Source organism: Allobosea sp. TBD101 (assembly GCF_059817965.1).
The window spans coordinates 595070-611236 of record NZ_CM187543.1; the positions used below are offsets into that span (position 1 = coordinate 595070).

The window sequence follows — 16167 nt, forward strand, 5'->3', positions numbered from 1 at the left end:
ATGCCGTGCGATCTTCAAGACGTGGATGCTCGCCACAAGGGCGAGCATGACGATGCGTTTCCTTTTCAGCCCGCGTTCGCCCGGAGCCAATCCCCCAGCGATGGGCGGTGATGTCCGTCGCGCCCGGTCGTGGCGGGCGCGGCGACCATCGCGTTGAGCACGGCCTCCTGCGTCGCCTCGGCAGCGGCGCGGAAGAGCGTGTCGATGCGGTTCTCGTTGAGGGCGCGCAGTAGCACGAGATCATCAGGCTGATCGTGGTCGATCGGATCCGCCGTGGTGAAGGCGACGGCGATGTCGCCGCTGCCATTGCCCCAGAAGGCACCGAGCCGGGCGAGACCGGCGCCGCCACGCCTCGCGATCCGGTGCAGCTGCCGCGATTCCAGCGGGACGTCGGTGGCGATGATGAGGATGACCGAGCCGCGCTCGCTTTGGGGCTTCGCCTTGGGCGGAGCGGGGCGGCGGCCATCGGGCAGGACGAGATCGCCGGCATTGCCGAAATTGGCGAGCGCGAGCACACCTAGCATGTGCTCGGCGCCGTCGAGCGTGAAGCGGCGCGAGGCCGTGCCGATGCCGCCCTTGAAGCCGAAGGCGCTCATGCCGGTGCCGGCGCCGACCGCGCCTTCGGCAACGGGGCCGGAAGCGGCGGCATCGAGCGCAGCGAAGGCGTGGGCTTCGGTCAGCGCGCGGGCGCGGATATCGGAGAGATAGCCGTCATTGCATTCGAGCACGACTGGATTGACCGTGCCGGTCTCGCGACCGATGTCGGGATTGGCCGCGAGTGCACGGGTTACCAGCGCGTCGAAGCCGGTGCCGACGGAGAGCGTATTGCCCAGCAGAAGCGGCGTCTCGATCTGGCCGAGCTCGGCGAGCTGCATCAGCCCGGCGCTCTTGCCGAAACCGTTGATGACATCGACCGCGGCGCGGAGCTTGCGGCGGAACAGGTTGCCGTCATGCGGCAGCAGCGCCGTGAAGCCGGTGCGGAGATCGCCCTCGTTCAGGGTGAAGTGACCAAGCTTGATGCCGGGCACGTCGGTGATCGCGTTGAGCGGGCCGGTCTGCAGGATGCCGCAGGTGAGGCCGAAATCGCGAAGGCGCTGGGTCATGGCTTCGTCCGGTGAAGTTAGGCGGGATCAGCGTGGCAGGGTGGTGCCGAGCCCCTGTGCGCGGGCTTTTTCGACGGCGAGATGGGCGAGCGCGAGATCGGCCAGCGCCACGCCGCGGAAGCAGAAGAAGGAGCGGCCGGCCGGTGCTGTCGGGTGCGGGGCTCCCGCGAGCTCCGACATGTCATGGCCGAAGGCGACGGTCGTGACCGGATTGCCGGCGGCGTCATAAGGCGCGCGCGACTGTTCGAGGCTGTCGGTGGCGAGCACGTCGAAGGCAGGCAGGGTCTCCGGCAACCAGCTCCGGCCGGTATCGACCGCCGCGGCGAAGGCGACGGGCTTCAGGCGCCGCGCGTCGAGGAAGGGCGCCATGCCAGGGCCTCCCGGTACCATCGAGATGACGATATCGCTCTGCGCCAGCAGGGCGTCGGCATCATCAAGCACCTGTGCGGCAAGGCCGGTCGAGCGCGCGGCTTCCGCGAGCCGCTCGGCCGAGGCGCGGCTGCGGCTCATGGCCAGTGCCGTCGTCAGGCCCGGATAGAGCGCGCGGAAGGCGGCGAGATGGGCATGGGCCTGCAATCCGCAGCCGACGAAGCCGATGGTGCGCGGCGCGGGCGGCGCCAGACGGGAGGCCGCGGCGGCTGTGATCGCCGCGGTGCGGATCAGGGTGATCTCGTCGCCGTCGAGGATCGCGCGCGGCATGCCCGTCGCGTAGTCGTTCACGCAGATCAGCGCGCTGACGGCGGGCAGGGCTGAGCCCGCCGCGACCGGCGCCATCGCCACCCATTTCACCGTGGCGATCTGCTGGGCGGAGGAGGCGGCCGTCATCGCCTGGAAGCCATGGCCCGGCCCGAGCGTCAGCGCCGTCTTCGGAATGCTCCGGTTTAAGCCCGCGGCATGGTCGCGAAAGCCCTGCAGCACGGCCTCGCGCGCCTCGTCGGGCGAGATCGCCAGCGCCCGGACATCGTCGCGCGAAAGATACAGCAGGCTGTCGCTCATCCGGTGATCTCCATGACCGCAGGCAGGCGAGGCCCGAGGCGGCAAGGAGGCCGGGATACAGCCAAGCCGGACCGGCGTCGAGGCGCCTGCCGGGTTCCCGAGCGGAAGCGAAAACGCGGTCACAGGATTGACATCTTCCTTAACTCGCGTATTTTTCCTCCTATTGGAACTCAAGTTCCATTTAATGGAACTTTGAAGGTGAAGCCGCGATGTCCATCCTGTCATCGGCCGTGGATGTGCTTCGCTGTTTTTCCAGCACACGCCATGACGTGACGGTGACAGACCTCGTCACTTTGTTGGGCATGCCGAAGAGCAATGCCTCGCGTCTGCTGCGGGCGATGCGCGACGAAGGGCTGCTGGAGACGGTCGGCGAGAGCAAGCGCTACCGGCCCTCGCTGCTGCTCAATCAGGTCGGCCATCTCTATCGCTTCGCCGCTTCGCTGATCGACCGTGCCGACGCGGTGGTCGGCAACATCTCCGACCGGATCGGCCATACCGGCTATGTCAGTGTCCGTCGTGGCACCGATATCGTCGCGGTCACCGCCCATCCCGGCCGCCATGCGCTCAGGGTCGTCACCTCGATCGGCGACCGCATTCCGGCGTTTGCCTCTAGCACCGGCCGCGCCCTGCTCGCGCGTCTGCCGGATGACGAGGTTCGTGCGCTTTATCCGGCGGGTTTCAGCGCGCCGTCCGAGACGGCGCCGCGCGACATGGACGACCTGCTAGCTCGCCTGGCGCGCGTTCGCGACGAGGGTTTCGCCGAATCCCGCGACGAAGCTGTGCGCGGCGTGCGCGCGCTCTCGGTCGCTGTCGGCGATCCCGCAACCGGCGACGAGGTCGCGCTCTGCCTGTCCTTCCCGGCCGCCACGGTCGAGCCGGCCGAGCGCATCGCCATCATCCGTTCGCTCGGGGAGGGCGCCGCCGGGATCGCGGCCCTGACCCATGACAAGCGTTTCCACCCCTTGAACCTCTCAATCGCGGAGACCGCTCCATGAGCAATCGTTGGCGTATCGGCTTCGACATCGGCGGCACCTTCACCGATTTCATCCTCTACGACTCGCAGGAGCGTTCGGTCCGGCTGCACAAGCGCCTGACCACGCCGCATGACCCGTCCGAAGCCGCGCTGATCGGTCTTGGTGAACTGACCGAGATGGCCGGGATTACGCTGGCCGATGTCGGCGATATCGTCCACGGCACGACGCTCGTCACCAATGCGGTGATCGAGCGCAAGGGCTCGAAGCTCGGCCTCATCACCACCAGGGGTTTCCGCGACATCCTCGAAATGGGGACCGAGCAGCGCTACGACATCTACGACCTGTTCCTGACCTTCCCCGACCCGCTGGTCTCGCGCGAGCATCGCCTCGAAGTCGCAGAGCGCATCGACCGCGACGGCAATGTGGTCACCGCGCTCGACGTGGAAGCCGTGCGCAAGGCCGCCCGCGAGCTGGAAGCCGCCGGCTGCGAGGCGATCGCGGTCTGCTTCCTCAACAGCTACCGCAACCCCGCGTATGAGCAGGAAGCCGGCCGCATCATCCGCGAGACCTGTCCGGAGCTGACCGTTTCGCTGTCGAGCGAGGTCGTTGCCGAGATCTGGGAATACCAGCGCTTCGTCACCACGGCGGCGAATGCCTATGTCCAGCCGTTGATGCGCCGCTATCTCCAGCGCCTGGAGCGTGAGCTTGCGGCCCGCTCCTTCACGGGATCGCTGACGCTGATGCATTCGGCCGGTGGCCTCGTTTCGCCTGAGACGGCGCGCACCTTCCCGATCCGCCTGCTCGAGAGCGGCCCGGCCGGCGGCGGCCTCGCCACGGCGCTGTTCGGCGAGCTCGCCGGCCACAAGGACGTGATCTCATTCGACATGGGCGGCACCACCGCCAAGGCCTGCATGATCGAGGACGGCCGCGCCGAGATCGCGCCGATGCTCGAAGCCGGCCGCGTCAACCGCTTCGCCAAGGGCTCCGGATTGCCGATCAAGGCGCCCGTCATCGACATGATCGAGATCGGCGCCGGCGGCGGCTCGATCGCCGCGATCGACGAGGTCGGCCTGCTCAAGGTTGGCCCGCATTCGGCCGGCTCCGATCCCGGCCCGGCCTGCTACGGCATGGGCGGCGTGAAGCCGACCGTGACCGACGCCAATCTCGTACTCGGCTATTACGATCCCGGCTTCTTCCTGGGCGGGCGCATGGCGCTCGACCTGGAGGCGGCCCGCAAGGCCGTCTCAACCGTTGCTGCGCCGCTCGGCCTCTCGATCGAGGAAGCGGCCTGGGGCATCCACAAGGTCGTGGTCGAAAGCATGGGCGCCGCCGCCCGCGTCCATCTCGTCGAGAAGGGCAAGGACCCGCGCCATTACGCCATGGTCGGCTTCGGCGGCGCCGGTCCGGCGCATGCCGTCGATGTCGCCCGCGTGCTCGGCGTCAAGCAGGTCATCATCCCGCCGGCCTCGGGCGCGGCTTCCGCGCTCGGCTTCCTCGCTGCGCCGCTTTCCTTCGACATGGTGCGTTCGCTGCCGGTCGAATTCTCCGAGGGCTTCGATGCGGCTGCCGTCAACGCCATGCTCGGCCAGCTCGAGGCGGAAGGGCGCAAGCACCTGATCGAGGCCGGGGTGAAGCCCGCCGACGTCACGGTCGAGCGTACGGCCGATATGCGCCTCGTCGGCCAGATGCACGACATCTCCGTGCCGCTGCCGGCCGGGACCATCGATGCGGCGAGCCTCGAAGCGATCCGCGCCGCCTTCAGCAAGGCCTATTCCGCCCGCTACACCTCGGTCTATGAGGGCGCGCGGCTGGAGGCGATCAATTTCCGTGTTCGCTGCGCGGGGCCGGTTCCGACCCTCTCGCTCTCCGGCGCGGCCGGCGGTGGCGATGCAGCGGCCAAGATCAAGGGCACGCGCAAGGCCTGGTTCGAGGGCGGCTGGAGCGAGGCCACGGTTTATGACCGCTATGCCCTGCGCTCCGGCGACACCGTCAAGGGCCCGGCGATCATCGAGGAGCGCGAGGCGACCACGATCGTGCCGCCCGGAGACAGCGTCGCCATCGACGATGTTCTGAACCTGATCATCCATGTCGGCCAGGCCAGTGCGGCCGAGACCACCATCACCGCCGACATGCCTCTGGCCGAGGCCGCGCGCCGGATCGAGGCTGATCCGATCTCGCTGGAGATCATGTGGAGCCGGATGATCAACGTCGTCGAGGAGATGTGGCTGACGGTCTGCCGCACCGCCTTCTCGCTGGTGATCTCGGAAGCGCAGGACTTCGCCTGCGAACTGCTCGACCCCGAAGGCGAAACGCTGGCGCATTCGCCTCGCGCGATGCCGGTGTTCAACCTGACGCTGCCGCGTGCGGTCAAGGCGCTGCTGGAGCGCTATCCGGCCGAGACGCTGAAGCCCGGCGACGTGCTGATCACCAACGATCCCTGGCTCTGCGCCGGCCATCTCTTCGACATCGCGATCGTCACGCCGGTCTACCTCGGCGACCGCGTCGTCGGGCTGATGGGTACGGTCGGCCATGTCTCGGATATTGGCGGCACCAAGGATTCGCTCCGGGCTCGCGAGATCTACGAGGAGGGCTTCCAGATCCCGCCGATGAAGCTCTACGAGGCCGGCCGGATCAACGAGACGCTGGTGCGCCTGCTCGGTGAGAACGTGCGCAATTCCGAGCAGGTGCTCGGCGATCTCCACTCCTTCGTCGCGGCCAATGCGATCGGTGCCGAGCGGTTGCAGTCCTTCCTCACCGACTACGGCATGCAGGACCTCCGGGCGCTCGCCCATGTCGTGCAGAGCCGCTCGGAGAAGGCGATGCGCGAGGCGATCCGCGCGCTGCCTGATGGCACCTATCACGGCACGGTCTCGAACAACCCGCTGGGCACGCCGATGACCTATCCGCTGGCGCTGACGGTCAAGGACGACACGATCCATCTCGACTTCGCCGGAGCCCCGCCGCAGCTCCCGCAGGGCGGGTTGAACTGCACGCTCAACTACACGATGGCGCATGCGACCTACCCGCTGAAATGCATGTTGACGCCGTCAGTGCGCGGCAATGCGGGCTGTTACCGCGCCTTCTCGGTCGAGGCCCCGAAGGGCTCGATTCTGAACTGCGACAAGCCGCTGGCGGTGAATCTGCGGACGCGGACGGGCTGGTATCTCGCGCCGAACATCTTCCGCGCGTTGTCGGAAGCAGCGCCGAAGCAGGTTCAGGCCTTCACCGGCCTGCCGGTGGCGGCGAGCGTCTATGGCCGCGACGCAATCGGCGACACCTATTCGGACATGCTCTTCTGTGGCGGCGGTCAGGGCGGCTCGGCCCAAGGCGACGGCAAGTCGGGTCTGCTCTATCCGACCTCGGCGGCGAACACCTCGATCGAGACCTTCGAATCGCGGGTGCCGGTGCTGGTGGTCGAGAAGACCTACCTCACCGATTCCGGCGGCGCCGGCCAGCATCGCGGCGGCCTCGGCCAGCGCGTGCGGCTGCGCAAGCTCTCGGATGACGGGCTGCCGACGCTGGTCTCGCTCTATCCGGAAGGGGTCAACAACCCGATCCCGGGCCTGTTCGGCGGCAAGGCCGGCGGTGGTGCCTCCGGCCGGGTCATCGACGAGCAGGGCCATGTCCTCAGGGACGTCGGCACCGGCGAGCTCGTCCAGGTCACGCAGCCGCACGAGATCGTCGAGCTCGTGCTCGCCGGTGGCGCCGGCTACGGCCCGGCCTCCGAGCGCTCGCGCGAGGCGATCGCCCGCGACATCGCGCTCGGGCTGGTTTCTCCGGATGCCGCCAAGCGCGATTACGGCGTGCAGGGCACGCATGCCACGCAGGATGTCGGCGAGGCCAAGGCCGGCATCCTGGTTGCCTGAGCGACAGGGATCACAACGCACACGCCCGACAGGGGCCAATAAGGGGACTGAGGCATGACCAATCCAACGAAGGGGGTGCCTCGGCGGCACCCCAGCCTGTTCGAGCCGGCGACGCTGCTGCTCATCGCCGTGCTCTGCGTCTTCGGCGCGATCATCGGCATGCAGCTTCTGGTGTCGCTCGGCATCACCGCCAACACCTCGCTGATCGGCGCGCTCGCCGCCATGGCGCTGGCGCGCGTGCCGCTCGCGATCTTCGCCCGCTACCGTTCGATCCATGTCCAGAACCTGGCCCAGAGTGCGATCTCCTCGGCCACGTTCGGCGCGGCGAACAGCCTGCTCCTGCCGGTCGGAATTCCCTGGCTGCTCGGCCGGCCGGACCTGGTGCTGCCGATGCTGGCCGGCGCCTTCTTCGCGATGCTGCTCGATGCCTATCTGCTCTACCGGATGTTCGATTCCCGCGTCTTCCCGGCGACGGGCGCCTGGCCTCCGGGCGTCGCCGCCGCCGAGGCGATCAAGGCCGGCGACGAAGGCGGCCGCAAGGCGGTGCTGATGGGCATCGGCTTCGGCACCGGCATCGCCGCCTCCTTCGTCAAGATTCCGCTGGCCTGGATCGGCTTCGCCGGCTCGACCGCCGTCTCCGGCATTCCGATGTCGGCCTTCGGCGTCGCCTTCATCGGCAATATCTGGGCGCTCGCGATGTTTGGTATCGGCCTCCTGCTGCGCGGCTATTCCGGCCAGCTCTTCAGCGGACCGACCTTCGAGACCCTTATCCCCAAGGGCGACCTGATGGCTGCCTATATCCCGCACGGCTTCATGATCGGCGCCGGCCTCGTCGCGCTGCTCCAGGTGGCGATGCTGCTGTTCCGCCGCAGCGAGGCCAAGGCGGGCGAAGCAACCGCGGGCGTCTCGGATGCCGAGGTGAAGCGGGCGCTCGGGCTCGGCACGGTCGGCTATCTCGCGATCGCGGTGTTCATCGCCGTGGTCGGCGGGTTGATGAGCGACATGTCCATGGGCATGCTGATCCTGTTCGTGCTCTACGCCGCCTTCGCGGCCTATGTGCATGAATTGATCGTTGGCCTCGCCGCGATGCATTCCGGCTGGTTCCCGGCCTTCGCGGTGGCGTTGATCACGCTGATCATCGGCATGCTCATCGGCTTCCCGATGCCGGCCCTGGCGCTGCTTGTTGGCTTCTCGGCCGCGACCGGCCCGGCCTTTGCCGATATGGGTTACGACCTGAAGGCCGGCTACCTGCTGCGCGGCAACGGGGCCGACCCGGCCTTCGAACTCGAGGGCCGCCGCCAGCAGCTTTTCGCCGCGATGTTCGCTTTCGTCGTCGCGGGCGCGGTGGTGCTGGTCTCCTACCAGTCCTTCTTCGACCAGAACCTCGTCGCCCCCGTGAACAAGGTCTATGCCGCGACAATCAAGGCCGGCGTCGCGCCGGGCGTGGCGTGGCAGCTCTTCCTCTGGGCGATCCCCGGCGCGATCCTGCAGTTTATCGGCGGGCCGAAGCGGCAGATCGGCGTGCTCTTCGCCACCGGCCTGCTGATCAACTTCCCGATGGCGGGCTGGGCCGTTCTGGCCGGTATCCTCTGCCGGATCGTCTGGGAGAAGCTGCGCGGTGCGAGCGGCGAGGGCGACATGGAGGTCTTCGCTGCGGGCGTCATCGCCGGCGATGCGATCTTCTCCTTCTTCGACTCCGTCTCGAAGAATTTCTGGAAGCGCTGAACGAGACAGGCCCCGGGCGCGTGTCCCGGGGCCTTTTCATTTCGGAAGAGGGACCGCCATGAGCAAGCTGGGCACGCTGACCATCGGCCAGGCGCCGCGCGCCGACATCACGCCGATCCTCGACGACGTGCTGGACACGCGTCTGCCGCGCCGCCATGCCGGGGTGCTGGATGGCCTGAGCCGCGCCGAGATCGAGCGCGGTTTCGCGGCTGAGGCCGGCAAGCCCGTGCTGATCACAAAACTGCTCGACGGCAGCGCGGTCGTGATCGACCGCGCCCGTACCGAGGCGGCGGCGCAAGCCAAGCTCACGATACTGGAGGCCGAGGGCTGCACGACGATCCTGATGCTCTGCACCGGGCATTTCGCGAACTTGCGGACGGAGACGGCGCGATTGGTCGAGCCCGATCGCATCCTGCCGCCGACCGTGGCGGCGCTGGTGCAGGGCGCACAGCTCGGCATCATCGTGCCGCTGGTCGAGCAGATCGCGTCCGAGGCCGGGAAATGGGCGCCGCTTGGCCGAGCGCCGCTCTATGCGGCTGCCTCGCCCTATGGCGGTGGTGGGGCTTCGGTCGCGGACGCGGCCCGCGATCTTGCCGGGCGCGGAGCCGAGATCCTGCTGATGGACTGCATGGGCTTCGTCGAGCGGCATCGCCGCGAGGCGGCGGAAGCCGGCCTGCCGGTCATCCTCTCCAACAGCCTGATCGCCAAGCTGGTCTCCGAGATCGTCTGACCGCTGGCATCGTCCCAAAAGAAAAGGCCGTCCTTGGGCGGCCTTTTCCGTCTGCGAAGGGCAGGAGCCTCACTTCGGCGCGAAGATGCCGACGCTGCTCGCGGTGATGTCGAAGGAAAGCGTGGCGACCACGGCCGCGCCGCACCACTTGGACCGCCCGCTGGCCGTGGAGATGCCGCGTGGATCGGCGGTCAGCAGGAAGCACTCCGTCTTCGACAGGGTGGTGTCGTGATAGCGGAGATCGGCGGTGAGGTTCTTCCAGTTATAGGACACGCCGGCATTCCAGTAGGTGTAGTCCGGCAGGTTGGTTGCCGGCACCGTCGACCAGATCGCGAGATTGGTGGTGCCGAGCCAGTAATGTCCGAGCTCGCCGGAGACCGAGAGGCCTTCGAGGAAAGGCAGGTTGTACTTGGCGGTCACCGAGGCATAGGTGCCGCTCGCGCCGGTGCCAAGCCAGTCCCAGGCGTAATAGGCATTGGCGCCAAGCGTCAGGCTCTCCGCGAAGGTATAGGAGACCTTGCCGTAGACTTCGGTGAAGTCGGTGTTCTTCGGGGTCCAGAACACGCCGGTGGCGTCGATGAGCTGCTTCTCGCTGGGGTAATAGTACTGCATCACGCCGAAATCGAAGGCGAGATCGCCGAATTTCGGCCGGATGCCGCCGTAGAAATCGATCTCGGCATCGGGCCGCGTGGCGAGGTCGACGCTGGCGCCGTAGACGCCGACATAGAACAGGTTGTTGTAGACCTGCAGCTCGGCGCCGCCGCCGATGCCGGGCTTGCGGTCAGTTTGCGAGATTCCACGGAAATTGTAGTCGGTCTGGGCCTTCACGTTGACGGCGATGTCGAACCAGGTGATCGCCGGGACGACCGGGACCGGCGGCGCGCCCTTCTTGCTCGGCAGGTCGGAGGCCTGGGCGCCGCTGACGCCCGCCGCCAGGGCCAAGCCCAGAATCGAGGAACGGAAGAGATCAGGCATCTGCAAAAACCCCTCGCCGCGCAGTGATCGCGCTGTCACGCCATCAAGCGGACGAGGCGCGTTTTCCGGCAAGGCGAGCTTTTGGGCCGATCGCCCACGCAAAAAGCAAAGGCCCCCGAAACGAGGGCCTTCGCGCCTGCGAAAAAGGCAGTCGGGATTATCCGGTGATGTGTGACAATTTTGTCACGACCAGAAAGCCATCAGCCGGTCCGTTCAGCGCTGGACCGGCTGGCTCGCATAGGCCGCCGTCGACTGGTCGAGGCTGGAGGTTCTGAGGCCGGTGGCACGACGCGGTGGCAGCGGAGCGCTGGTGCTGGTCGGTTGAGCCGGAACGACCGAGACCACAGGGGCCGAAGCGGTGGTCATGCCCTGATCGGCCGTGCCGCCGAAGGTCGGCATGAAGCTGAGCGCGCGCTGCAGGAACGGCTTGTCCTCGACCGGGGCAGCCGGGACGACCGGGGTCGAGGAGGCGTTCGCCAGCACCGGCGCCTGCTGGGCGTTGCCCGGGGTGACCTTGGCGAGCTGCGTGGCGGCAGGCGCCGCAGCCGGGCGCGGCGCCACCAGGGCGGGCTTGGCTTCCACCGGCTTGGCGGGCTCCTCGACCGGCGCTGCGGCGACGGCGGCGAGAACGGCGTCATTGTCGGCGGAGGCGGCGCGCACGGTCGCCTTGGCCTTGCCGGCATTGTCGAGCACGACGACGCGCGGGCCAATGGCGAGCGCGTCCTGGCGGCTAATGCCGACATCCCGCGACGCCCAGGAGGCGGAGCGGTTCAAGGCGTCGGCTCCATTGGAGGCGAGCGCGCGCTTGAAGGAGGTGTGCTGGTCGCCGTCGTCATAGATCAGCTTGATCGCGGGCGTGCCCTTGGCGACGAGCGATGCGACCTGGACCTCGTCCTCGCGGCGCTTCTCGGCGACGGCGGCGGGAGCTTGGCCGCCGTTGAAGACATAGCGGCCGCCGGCGACGGAGACGGCCGGTTCGTCCTTGGTGACTTCGAAATAGTCGGAGCCTTCCTTCAGGTTCTTCCAGAAGGCGATGTTCGGGTCGAGGCGGTGCTTGGCGAGGTTCTGCGCGGTCATCCGGAAGGGATAGGCCTGCATCTGCACGGCGCGCTGGCCGGCATTCTGGGCCTCGCGCACCAGGGCGTAGATCTCGCCGATCTGGTCGTCCGTCATCGAATAGCAGCCGGCCGAGGAGCAGGCGCCATGCACCATCAGATGCGCGCCGGTGCGGCCATAGGAGCGGTCATAGGCGTTGGGATAGCCCATGTTGAAAGAGACGTAATAGGACGAGTTCGGGTTCATCTGCTGCGGCGCGATGGCATAGAAGCCTTCCGGCGCCATGCGATCGCCCTCGCGGACCTTCGGGCCGAGCTGGCCGGACCAGCGGCACATCGGATAGGTCTTCAGCAGCGCGTATTGTCCGTCGGCCTTGCGCTTCCAGACCTCGAGCTCCGATTCCTTCTTGAAGGAACGGATGATGATCGGCTGGTCTTTGCTCATGCCCTTCTCGGACATGAGCGCGTAGGTCGCGTTCGGAATCGGGATGTTGTGGCGGGCAGAGCCGCGATAACGGTCTTCCTCGCAGGCAGCCAGCGTCAATGCAACAAAAGCCACGAGCGCGAGTTGCTTGATTGCCACGTCGTCAATCCCATCGAACGGCAGGCCGGGGCGCGACCTGTGACTTCGCAAGACGGCCAAATTGTGCCCGTCGACTCGTATTAGATGCGTTAGGCTTGACGGTTCCTTACCATAGGCTTCCCGAGTCTGGCCACATGGTCAACGCCGGGTAAAGAAACCTTGCCTTCGCGGGTGCGAGATATTTCGCGCCCGGAGATTGCTCAGAGATTGCGGCCGATCGCGAGGAACTTGTCGGCGCGCCTGGCGACGATATCGTCGGCGCTGAGACCGGCGAGATCGGCGAGCGCTGCGGCAATCGCATCGCCCGCGCGGTTGATCGCCGCCTGGCCGTCGCGATGGGCGCCGCCCGTCGGCTCCTGCACAATCCGGTCGATGATGCCGAATTTCAGCAGGTCCTGCGCCGTGATCTTCATGCCGGTCGCGGCGTCCTGGGCGCGGGCGGTGTCGCGCCAGAGAATCGAGGCCGCGCCTTCCGGCGAGATGACCGAATAGATCGCGTGTTCCAGCATCATGACGCGGCTGGCGGCGGCGATCGCGATCGCCCCGCCCGAACCGCCCTCGCCGATGACGAGCGCGACGCTTGGCGTGCGCAGGCCGAGCCAAGCCTCGGTCGAGCGGGCGATGGCCTCGGCCTGGCCGCGCTCCTCAGCCTCGATGCCGGGATAGGCGCCGGCGGTATCGACGAAGCTCAGCACGGGCAGGCCGAAGCGGTCGGCGAGCTCGGCCAGGCGCACGGCCTTGCGATAGCCCTCGGGCTTGGGCATGCCGAAATTGTGCCGGATGCGGGTCTCGGTCGAATCGCCCTTCTCCTGGCCGATGACGCAGACCGGCTCGCCGCGGAAGCGGCCGAAACCGCCGACGATGGCCTCGTCCTCGCCGAAGGCGCGGTCGCCGGCGAGCGGGGTGAACTCGGTGATCAGCCCGGCGCAGTAATCCTTGAAATGCGGGCGCTGCGGATGGCGCGCCACCAGCGTCTTCTGCCAGGGCGTCAACGCGGCATAGAGCTCCTTCAGCGCCTGGCTGGCGCGGGCGTCGAGCTTGCCGATCTCCTCCGACAGGGAGATACCGTCGCCGCGTGCCTCGAGGGCCCGCAGTTCATCCGCCTTCGCCTCCAGCTCGGCGACCGGTTTCTCGAAATCCAGATAGCTACGCATCGTGATCCAGTTCAGATTCCGCGCCATGAGCGGGCGGAGCGGCGGTTTACAGCGAAACCGGGCTTGAAAAGCGGCGGACCTTGGTCGCGCCCAGGCGAAATTGTCAACCCGTTCGTGGCTTCACAGGCGGGTTTGCCGCACGCGGCGTCGGTGAAGCCTGTGGCAACAGGACGGGTCTGAGCGCGAAACTGCGCCGCGTCGCGCGCAAGGGCGCGCGCCGGTAGAACTGCTTGGTGGCGTCGATGATATGGACGCCAGCGAAGGGGAGCGAGAGGCCGGCACCGATCTGCTCCCAGGCCAGCGCCGAGCGCATCAGCAGCCGTTTTTGCAGGGGCGGGACATAGAGAGCTTCGGTCCAGTGCTCGGGCGAGAATTCGGCGCCACGCATCAGGGCGGAGAGCTGCCGGCGGCTGAAGGGGCGGCCCTGGCCGAAGGGCGTGCCGTCCATCCGGGCCCAGAGCCCGCGCCGGTTCGGCACGACGAGGATCATGCGGCCGCCGGGATTGAGCACGCGCGAAACCTCCTCCAGGAGATCGTCGGGGCTTTCGGTCTCCTCAAGCGCATGGACGAGCACGACCCGGTCGATCGAGGCTGTCGGGAGCGGCAGGAGCGTCGGCTCGACCAGGGCGGAGGCGGAGAGACCGGGCGAGGGCCAGTTCACCACGCCCTGCGCTGCCGGCATGAAGGCGATGGTCCGCTCGGCCTGCATGCCGAGCACGGAAAGATACGGCGTCGAATAGCCGAGGCCGAGCAGGCGCTGGCGCGCGCAATCCGGCCAGAACCGCAGCATCGCGCGGCCGATGACGCGCCGGGCGACATGGCCGAGCGGGCTCGCATAGAAGGCGCGCAGGTCGACGACGTCGAGAGGCATGGCGCCTGACATGGAACGCGCAGGGCCCGAGCGCAAGGGCCGTCCTGCGGTGAAGCCGGGTTGATCGGCGGCCGGGCATGGCCCATGCAGGGCGCATGACCGCTCGCCGTTCCGGTGGGCCGACCCTGCCGGAGGAAGCCATGCCGCTCGACCTTCACGTCTTCCGCACGCTCAACGACAATGCGGGCGCGCTGCTTCATGATCCCACCAGCGGCGCCTGCGCCGCCATCGACGTGCCCGATGCCGGCGAGACGCTTGCCGCCGCCAGGGCCAAGGGCTGGACGATCAGCGACATCTTCATCACCCACGCCCATCACGACCACACGCAGGGCGTCGCCGAGGTGAAGCAGGCAACGGGCGCGAACGTCGTCGGCCCGGCCGACGCACGGACGAGCGCGCCGCTTGACCGCGTCCTTGGCGAAGGTGATGCCGTTACGCTCGGCGGCGAAAGCTTCGAGATCTGGCATACGCCCGGCCATTCCGACGGGCATCTGAGTTTCATCGGTCGCGGCGCCAAGCTCGCGCTGGTCGGTGATGTCGTCTTCGTGATGGGCTGCGGGCGGGTCCAGCCCGGCCAGATGGAGCGGATGTGGACCTCGCTGTCGCGCCTGATGGCGCTGCCGGGCAATGTCCGCCTGCTCGGCGGCCATGACTATACGCTCTCGAATGCCCGCTTCGCCCGCTCGGTCGATCCGGCGAACGAGGTGCTCAAGGCGCGCTTCGCGGAAGCCGAGGCCGCCAAGGCCGGCGGCCGGTTCTGGGCGCTGACGACGGTCGCCGAGGAAAAGGCGACCAATCCGTTCTTCCGGGCGGCCGAGCCGGCGCTGGCGAAGGCGGCAGGCCTGGCGGGCGCTGCACCGGGCGAGGTCTTCGCGGCCCTACGCGAAGCCAAGAACCGGTTCTGACCATGGCGATGCGGCTGGACGGGCTGACGGCGGCGGAGGTGATCCGCCTGCTCGACCTCAAACCCCACCCCGAGGGTGGCCATTATCGCGAGACTTTTCGCGATGGAGCCGGGCCGGAAGGCAGGGGGTTCTCGACCGCGATCTACTACCTGCTCGATACCGGAGAGACTTCGGAATGGCATCGCGTCGATGCCGCCGAGATCTGGCATCATTATGCCGGGGCGCCGCTGGTCATCACGGTCTCGCCGAACGGGCATGACGCTTCGGCCCATCATCTGGGCATAGAGCTTGCAGCCGGCCAGCGGCCGCAATTCGTGGTTCCGGCCGGCTGGTGGCAGAGCGCGACCTCGCTCGGTGCCTGGACGCTGGTCGGTTGCACGGTCGCGCCGGGTTTCGAGTTCAAGGGCTTCGAGATGGCGCTGCCGGGCTGGCGGCCGACACCGCGCAAGCCGTCCGGGGGATAGGATGCTGACGAAAGCGGACAACAGCGAACTCGTGCTCGGCTGCGAGCGGCGCATCATCAATGCCTGGCCGGCTCTGTCGACACTGATCGTCGGCGACTGGGTGCTGCGCTTCGCCAATGGTTATTCCGGCCGGGCCAACTCGGCGACGCCGTTGAGCTATGGCGCCGAACTCGACACCACGATGCTCGATTTGATCGAGGAGCTCTATCGCGCCGACGGGCTTACTCCCGCGATCCGGCTGACGCCACTGGTGGCGGAGGCGACGCGTGCGGCGGTGCTGGAGCGCGGCTACCGGGTCAAGGACAGGTCCTTCGGTCAGATCGCGCCGCTCGCCGGTTTTGCGGCTTCCGAAGAGGCGGAACTGCAGATCGAGGCGCGGCCGAGCCTGGAATGGATGGCCGGCGCCGCCGCGCTCCAGAGCGGCAACAAGACCCATGTCACCAATCTCGCGGCCATCATCGAGAAGGTTCGGTTGCCGGCCGCTTTCGCGACCTGGGTGGTCGAGGGCGAGGCGGTGGCGTTCGGCATGAGCGTCGCCGAGCGCGGCATGGCTGAGATCGGCCTGATTTGCGTCCATCCCGATCATCGCGGCCACGGTTATGGCCGCAAGATCGTGCGGGGACTGATGGGCTGGGCTGCGGCGATGGAGTGCCATAGCGCCTATCTGCAGGTCGAGCAGAGCAACGCGGTCGCGATCAACCTCTATGGTAGCCTCGGTTTCGGCCAGCTCTACGCCTACGAGACGCGCATCCTCGATTGACGGCGA

Annotated in this window: 13 protein-coding genes; 7 read left to right on the forward strand and 6 right to left on the reverse strand. The window is 67.7% G+C overall.

What is annotated here, in order from left to right; all coding sequences use genetic code 11:
- Positions 1–65: 65 nt before the first annotated feature.
- Entirely contained in the window at positions 66–1103 is a 1038-nt protein-coding gene (locus AC6RIC_RS02855) for a DmpA family aminopeptidase (RefSeq protein ID WP_499735023.1), read from the reverse strand.
- A 27-nt stretch (positions 1104–1130) separates the two neighbouring features.
- Complete coding sequence (locus AC6RIC_RS02860) at positions 1131–2099, reverse strand: hypothetical protein (protein ID WP_499735024.1); 969 nt, start codon at positions 2097–2099, stop codon at positions 1131–1133.
- A 209-nt stretch (positions 2100–2308) separates the two neighbouring features.
- Here AC6RIC_RS02860 and AC6RIC_RS02865 point away from each other — a divergent pair, with 209 nt between their 5' ends.
- From AC6RIC_RS02865 to AC6RIC_RS02880, 4 genes are read left to right on the forward strand one after another with little or no spacing between them, the layout of a single operon-like run.
- A complete protein-coding gene (locus tag AC6RIC_RS02865; RefSeq protein ID WP_499735025.1) occupies positions 2309–3094 on the forward strand; it encodes an IclR family transcriptional regulator in 786 nt (261 codons plus the stop codon).
- Positions 3091–6939, forward strand: a complete 3849-nt coding sequence (locus AC6RIC_RS02870) for a hydantoinase B/oxoprolinase family protein (RefSeq protein ID WP_499735026.1) — start codon at positions 3091–3093, stop codon at positions 6937–6939. The genes AC6RIC_RS02865 and AC6RIC_RS02870 overlap by 4 nt, the downstream gene beginning before the upstream one ends.
- A 54-nt stretch (positions 6940–6993) precedes the next feature.
- Positions 6994–8664 (forward strand): OPT/YSL family transporter, encoded by a 1671-nt coding sequence (locus tag AC6RIC_RS02875; RefSeq protein WP_499735027.1) that lies wholly within the window; start codon positions 6994–6996, stop codon positions 8662–8664.
- A 58-nt stretch (positions 8665–8722) separates the two neighbouring features.
- On the forward strand, positions 8723–9394 hold the full coding sequence (locus AC6RIC_RS02880) for an AroM family protein (RefSeq protein ID WP_499735028.1): 672 nt from the start codon (positions 8723–8725) through the stop codon (positions 9392–9394).
- 69 nt (positions 9395–9463) lie between these two features.
- Here AC6RIC_RS02880 and AC6RIC_RS02885 read toward each other — a convergent pair whose 3' ends face one another.
- The 4 genes from AC6RIC_RS02885 to AC6RIC_RS02900 form a co-directional block, all read right to left on the reverse strand.
- Positions 9464–10369 carry a TorF family putative porin gene (locus AC6RIC_RS02885; protein WP_499735029.1) on the reverse strand — a complete coding sequence of 302 codons (906 nt, stop codon included), beginning with the start codon at positions 10367–10369 and terminating at the stop codon, positions 9464–9466.
- A 213-nt stretch (positions 10370–10582) separates the two neighbouring features.
- A complete protein-coding gene (locus AC6RIC_RS02890) occupies positions 10583–12007 on the reverse strand; it encodes a L,D-transpeptidase family protein (RefSeq protein ID WP_454654604.1) in 1425 nt (474 codons plus the stop codon).
- A 200-nt stretch (positions 12008–12207) separates the two neighbouring features.
- Positions 12208–13161: an acetyl-CoA carboxylase carboxyltransferase subunit alpha gene (locus tag AC6RIC_RS02895; protein ID WP_499735030.1), complete on the reverse strand. Its 954-nt coding sequence runs from the start codon at positions 13159–13161 to the stop codon at positions 12208–12210.
- Positions 13162–13264: 103 nt separating this feature from the next.
- Positions 13265–14032, reverse strand: coding sequence for a class I SAM-dependent methyltransferase (locus AC6RIC_RS02900; protein ID WP_499735031.1), 768 nt, complete (start codon positions 14030–14032; stop codon positions 13265–13267).
- Between the two features lie 140 nt (positions 14033–14172).
- Between AC6RIC_RS02900 and gloB the strand changes: the two genes are divergently transcribed.
- Genes gloB through AC6RIC_RS02915 form a run of 3 tightly spaced genes read left to right on the forward strand, consistent with a single transcriptional unit; the run spans position 14173 to position 16161 of the window.
- Positions 14173–14937, forward strand: coding sequence for a hydroxyacylglutathione hydrolase (gene gloB, locus AC6RIC_RS02905; RefSeq protein ID WP_499736542.1), 765 nt, complete (start codon positions 14173–14175; stop codon positions 14935–14937).
- A gap of 8 nt (positions 14938–14945) precedes the next feature.
- Positions 14946–15401 carry a cupin domain-containing protein gene (locus AC6RIC_RS02910; RefSeq protein ID WP_499736543.1) on the forward strand — a complete coding sequence of 152 codons (456 nt, stop codon included), beginning with the start codon at positions 14946–14948 and terminating at the stop codon, positions 15399–15401.
- 1 nt (position 15402) lies between these two features.
- Entirely contained in the window at positions 15403–16161 is a 759-nt protein-coding gene (locus AC6RIC_RS02915) for a GNAT family N-acetyltransferase (protein WP_499735032.1), read from the forward strand.
- Positions 16162–16167: the final 6 nt, after the last annotated feature.

Excerpts from the sequence above, each read along its gene's own strand:
- AC6RIC_RS02855 (WP_499735023.1), bottom strand. The coding sequence starts at position 1,103 with ATGACCCAGCGCCTTCGCGATTTCGGCCTCACCTGCGGCATCCTGCAG.
- AC6RIC_RS02860 (WP_499735024.1), bottom strand. The coding sequence starts at position 2,099 with ATGAGCGACAGCCTGCTGTATCTTTCGCGCGACGATGTCCGGGCGCTG.
- AC6RIC_RS02865 (WP_499735025.1), top strand. The coding sequence starts at position 2,309 with ATGTCCATCCTGTCATCGGCCGTGGATGTGCTTCGCTGTTTTTCCAGC.
- AC6RIC_RS02870 (WP_499735026.1), top strand. The coding sequence starts at position 3,091 with ATGAGCAATCGTTGGCGTATCGGCTTCGACATCGGCGGCACCTTCACC.
- AC6RIC_RS02875 (WP_499735027.1), top strand. The coding sequence starts at position 6,994 with ATGACCAATCCAACGAAGGGGGTGCCTCGGCGGCACCCCAGCCTGTTC.
- AC6RIC_RS02880 (WP_499735028.1), top strand. The coding sequence starts at position 8,723 with ATGAGCAAGCTGGGCACGCTGACCATCGGCCAGGCGCCGCGCGCCGAC.
- AC6RIC_RS02885 (WP_499735029.1), bottom strand. The coding sequence starts at position 10,369 with ATGCCTGATCTCTTCCGTTCCTCGATTCTGGGCTTGGCCCTGGCGGCG.
- AC6RIC_RS02895 (WP_499735030.1), bottom strand. The coding sequence starts at position 13,161 with ATGCGTAGCTATCTGGATTTCGAGAAACCGGTCGCCGAGCTGGAGGCG.
- AC6RIC_RS02900 (WP_499735031.1), bottom strand. The coding sequence starts at position 14,032 with ATGCCTCTCGACGTCGTCGACCTGCGCGCCTTCTATGCGAGCCCGCTC.
- gloB (WP_499736542.1), top strand. The coding sequence starts at position 14,173 with ATGCCGCTCGACCTTCACGTCTTCCGCACGCTCAACGACAATGCGGGC.
- AC6RIC_RS02910 (WP_499736543.1), top strand. The coding sequence starts at position 14,946 with ATGCGGCTGGACGGGCTGACGGCGGCGGAGGTGATCCGCCTGCTCGAC.
- AC6RIC_RS02915 (WP_499735032.1), top strand. The coding sequence starts at position 15,403 with ATGCTGACGAAAGCGGACAACAGCGAACTCGTGCTCGGCTGCGAGCGG.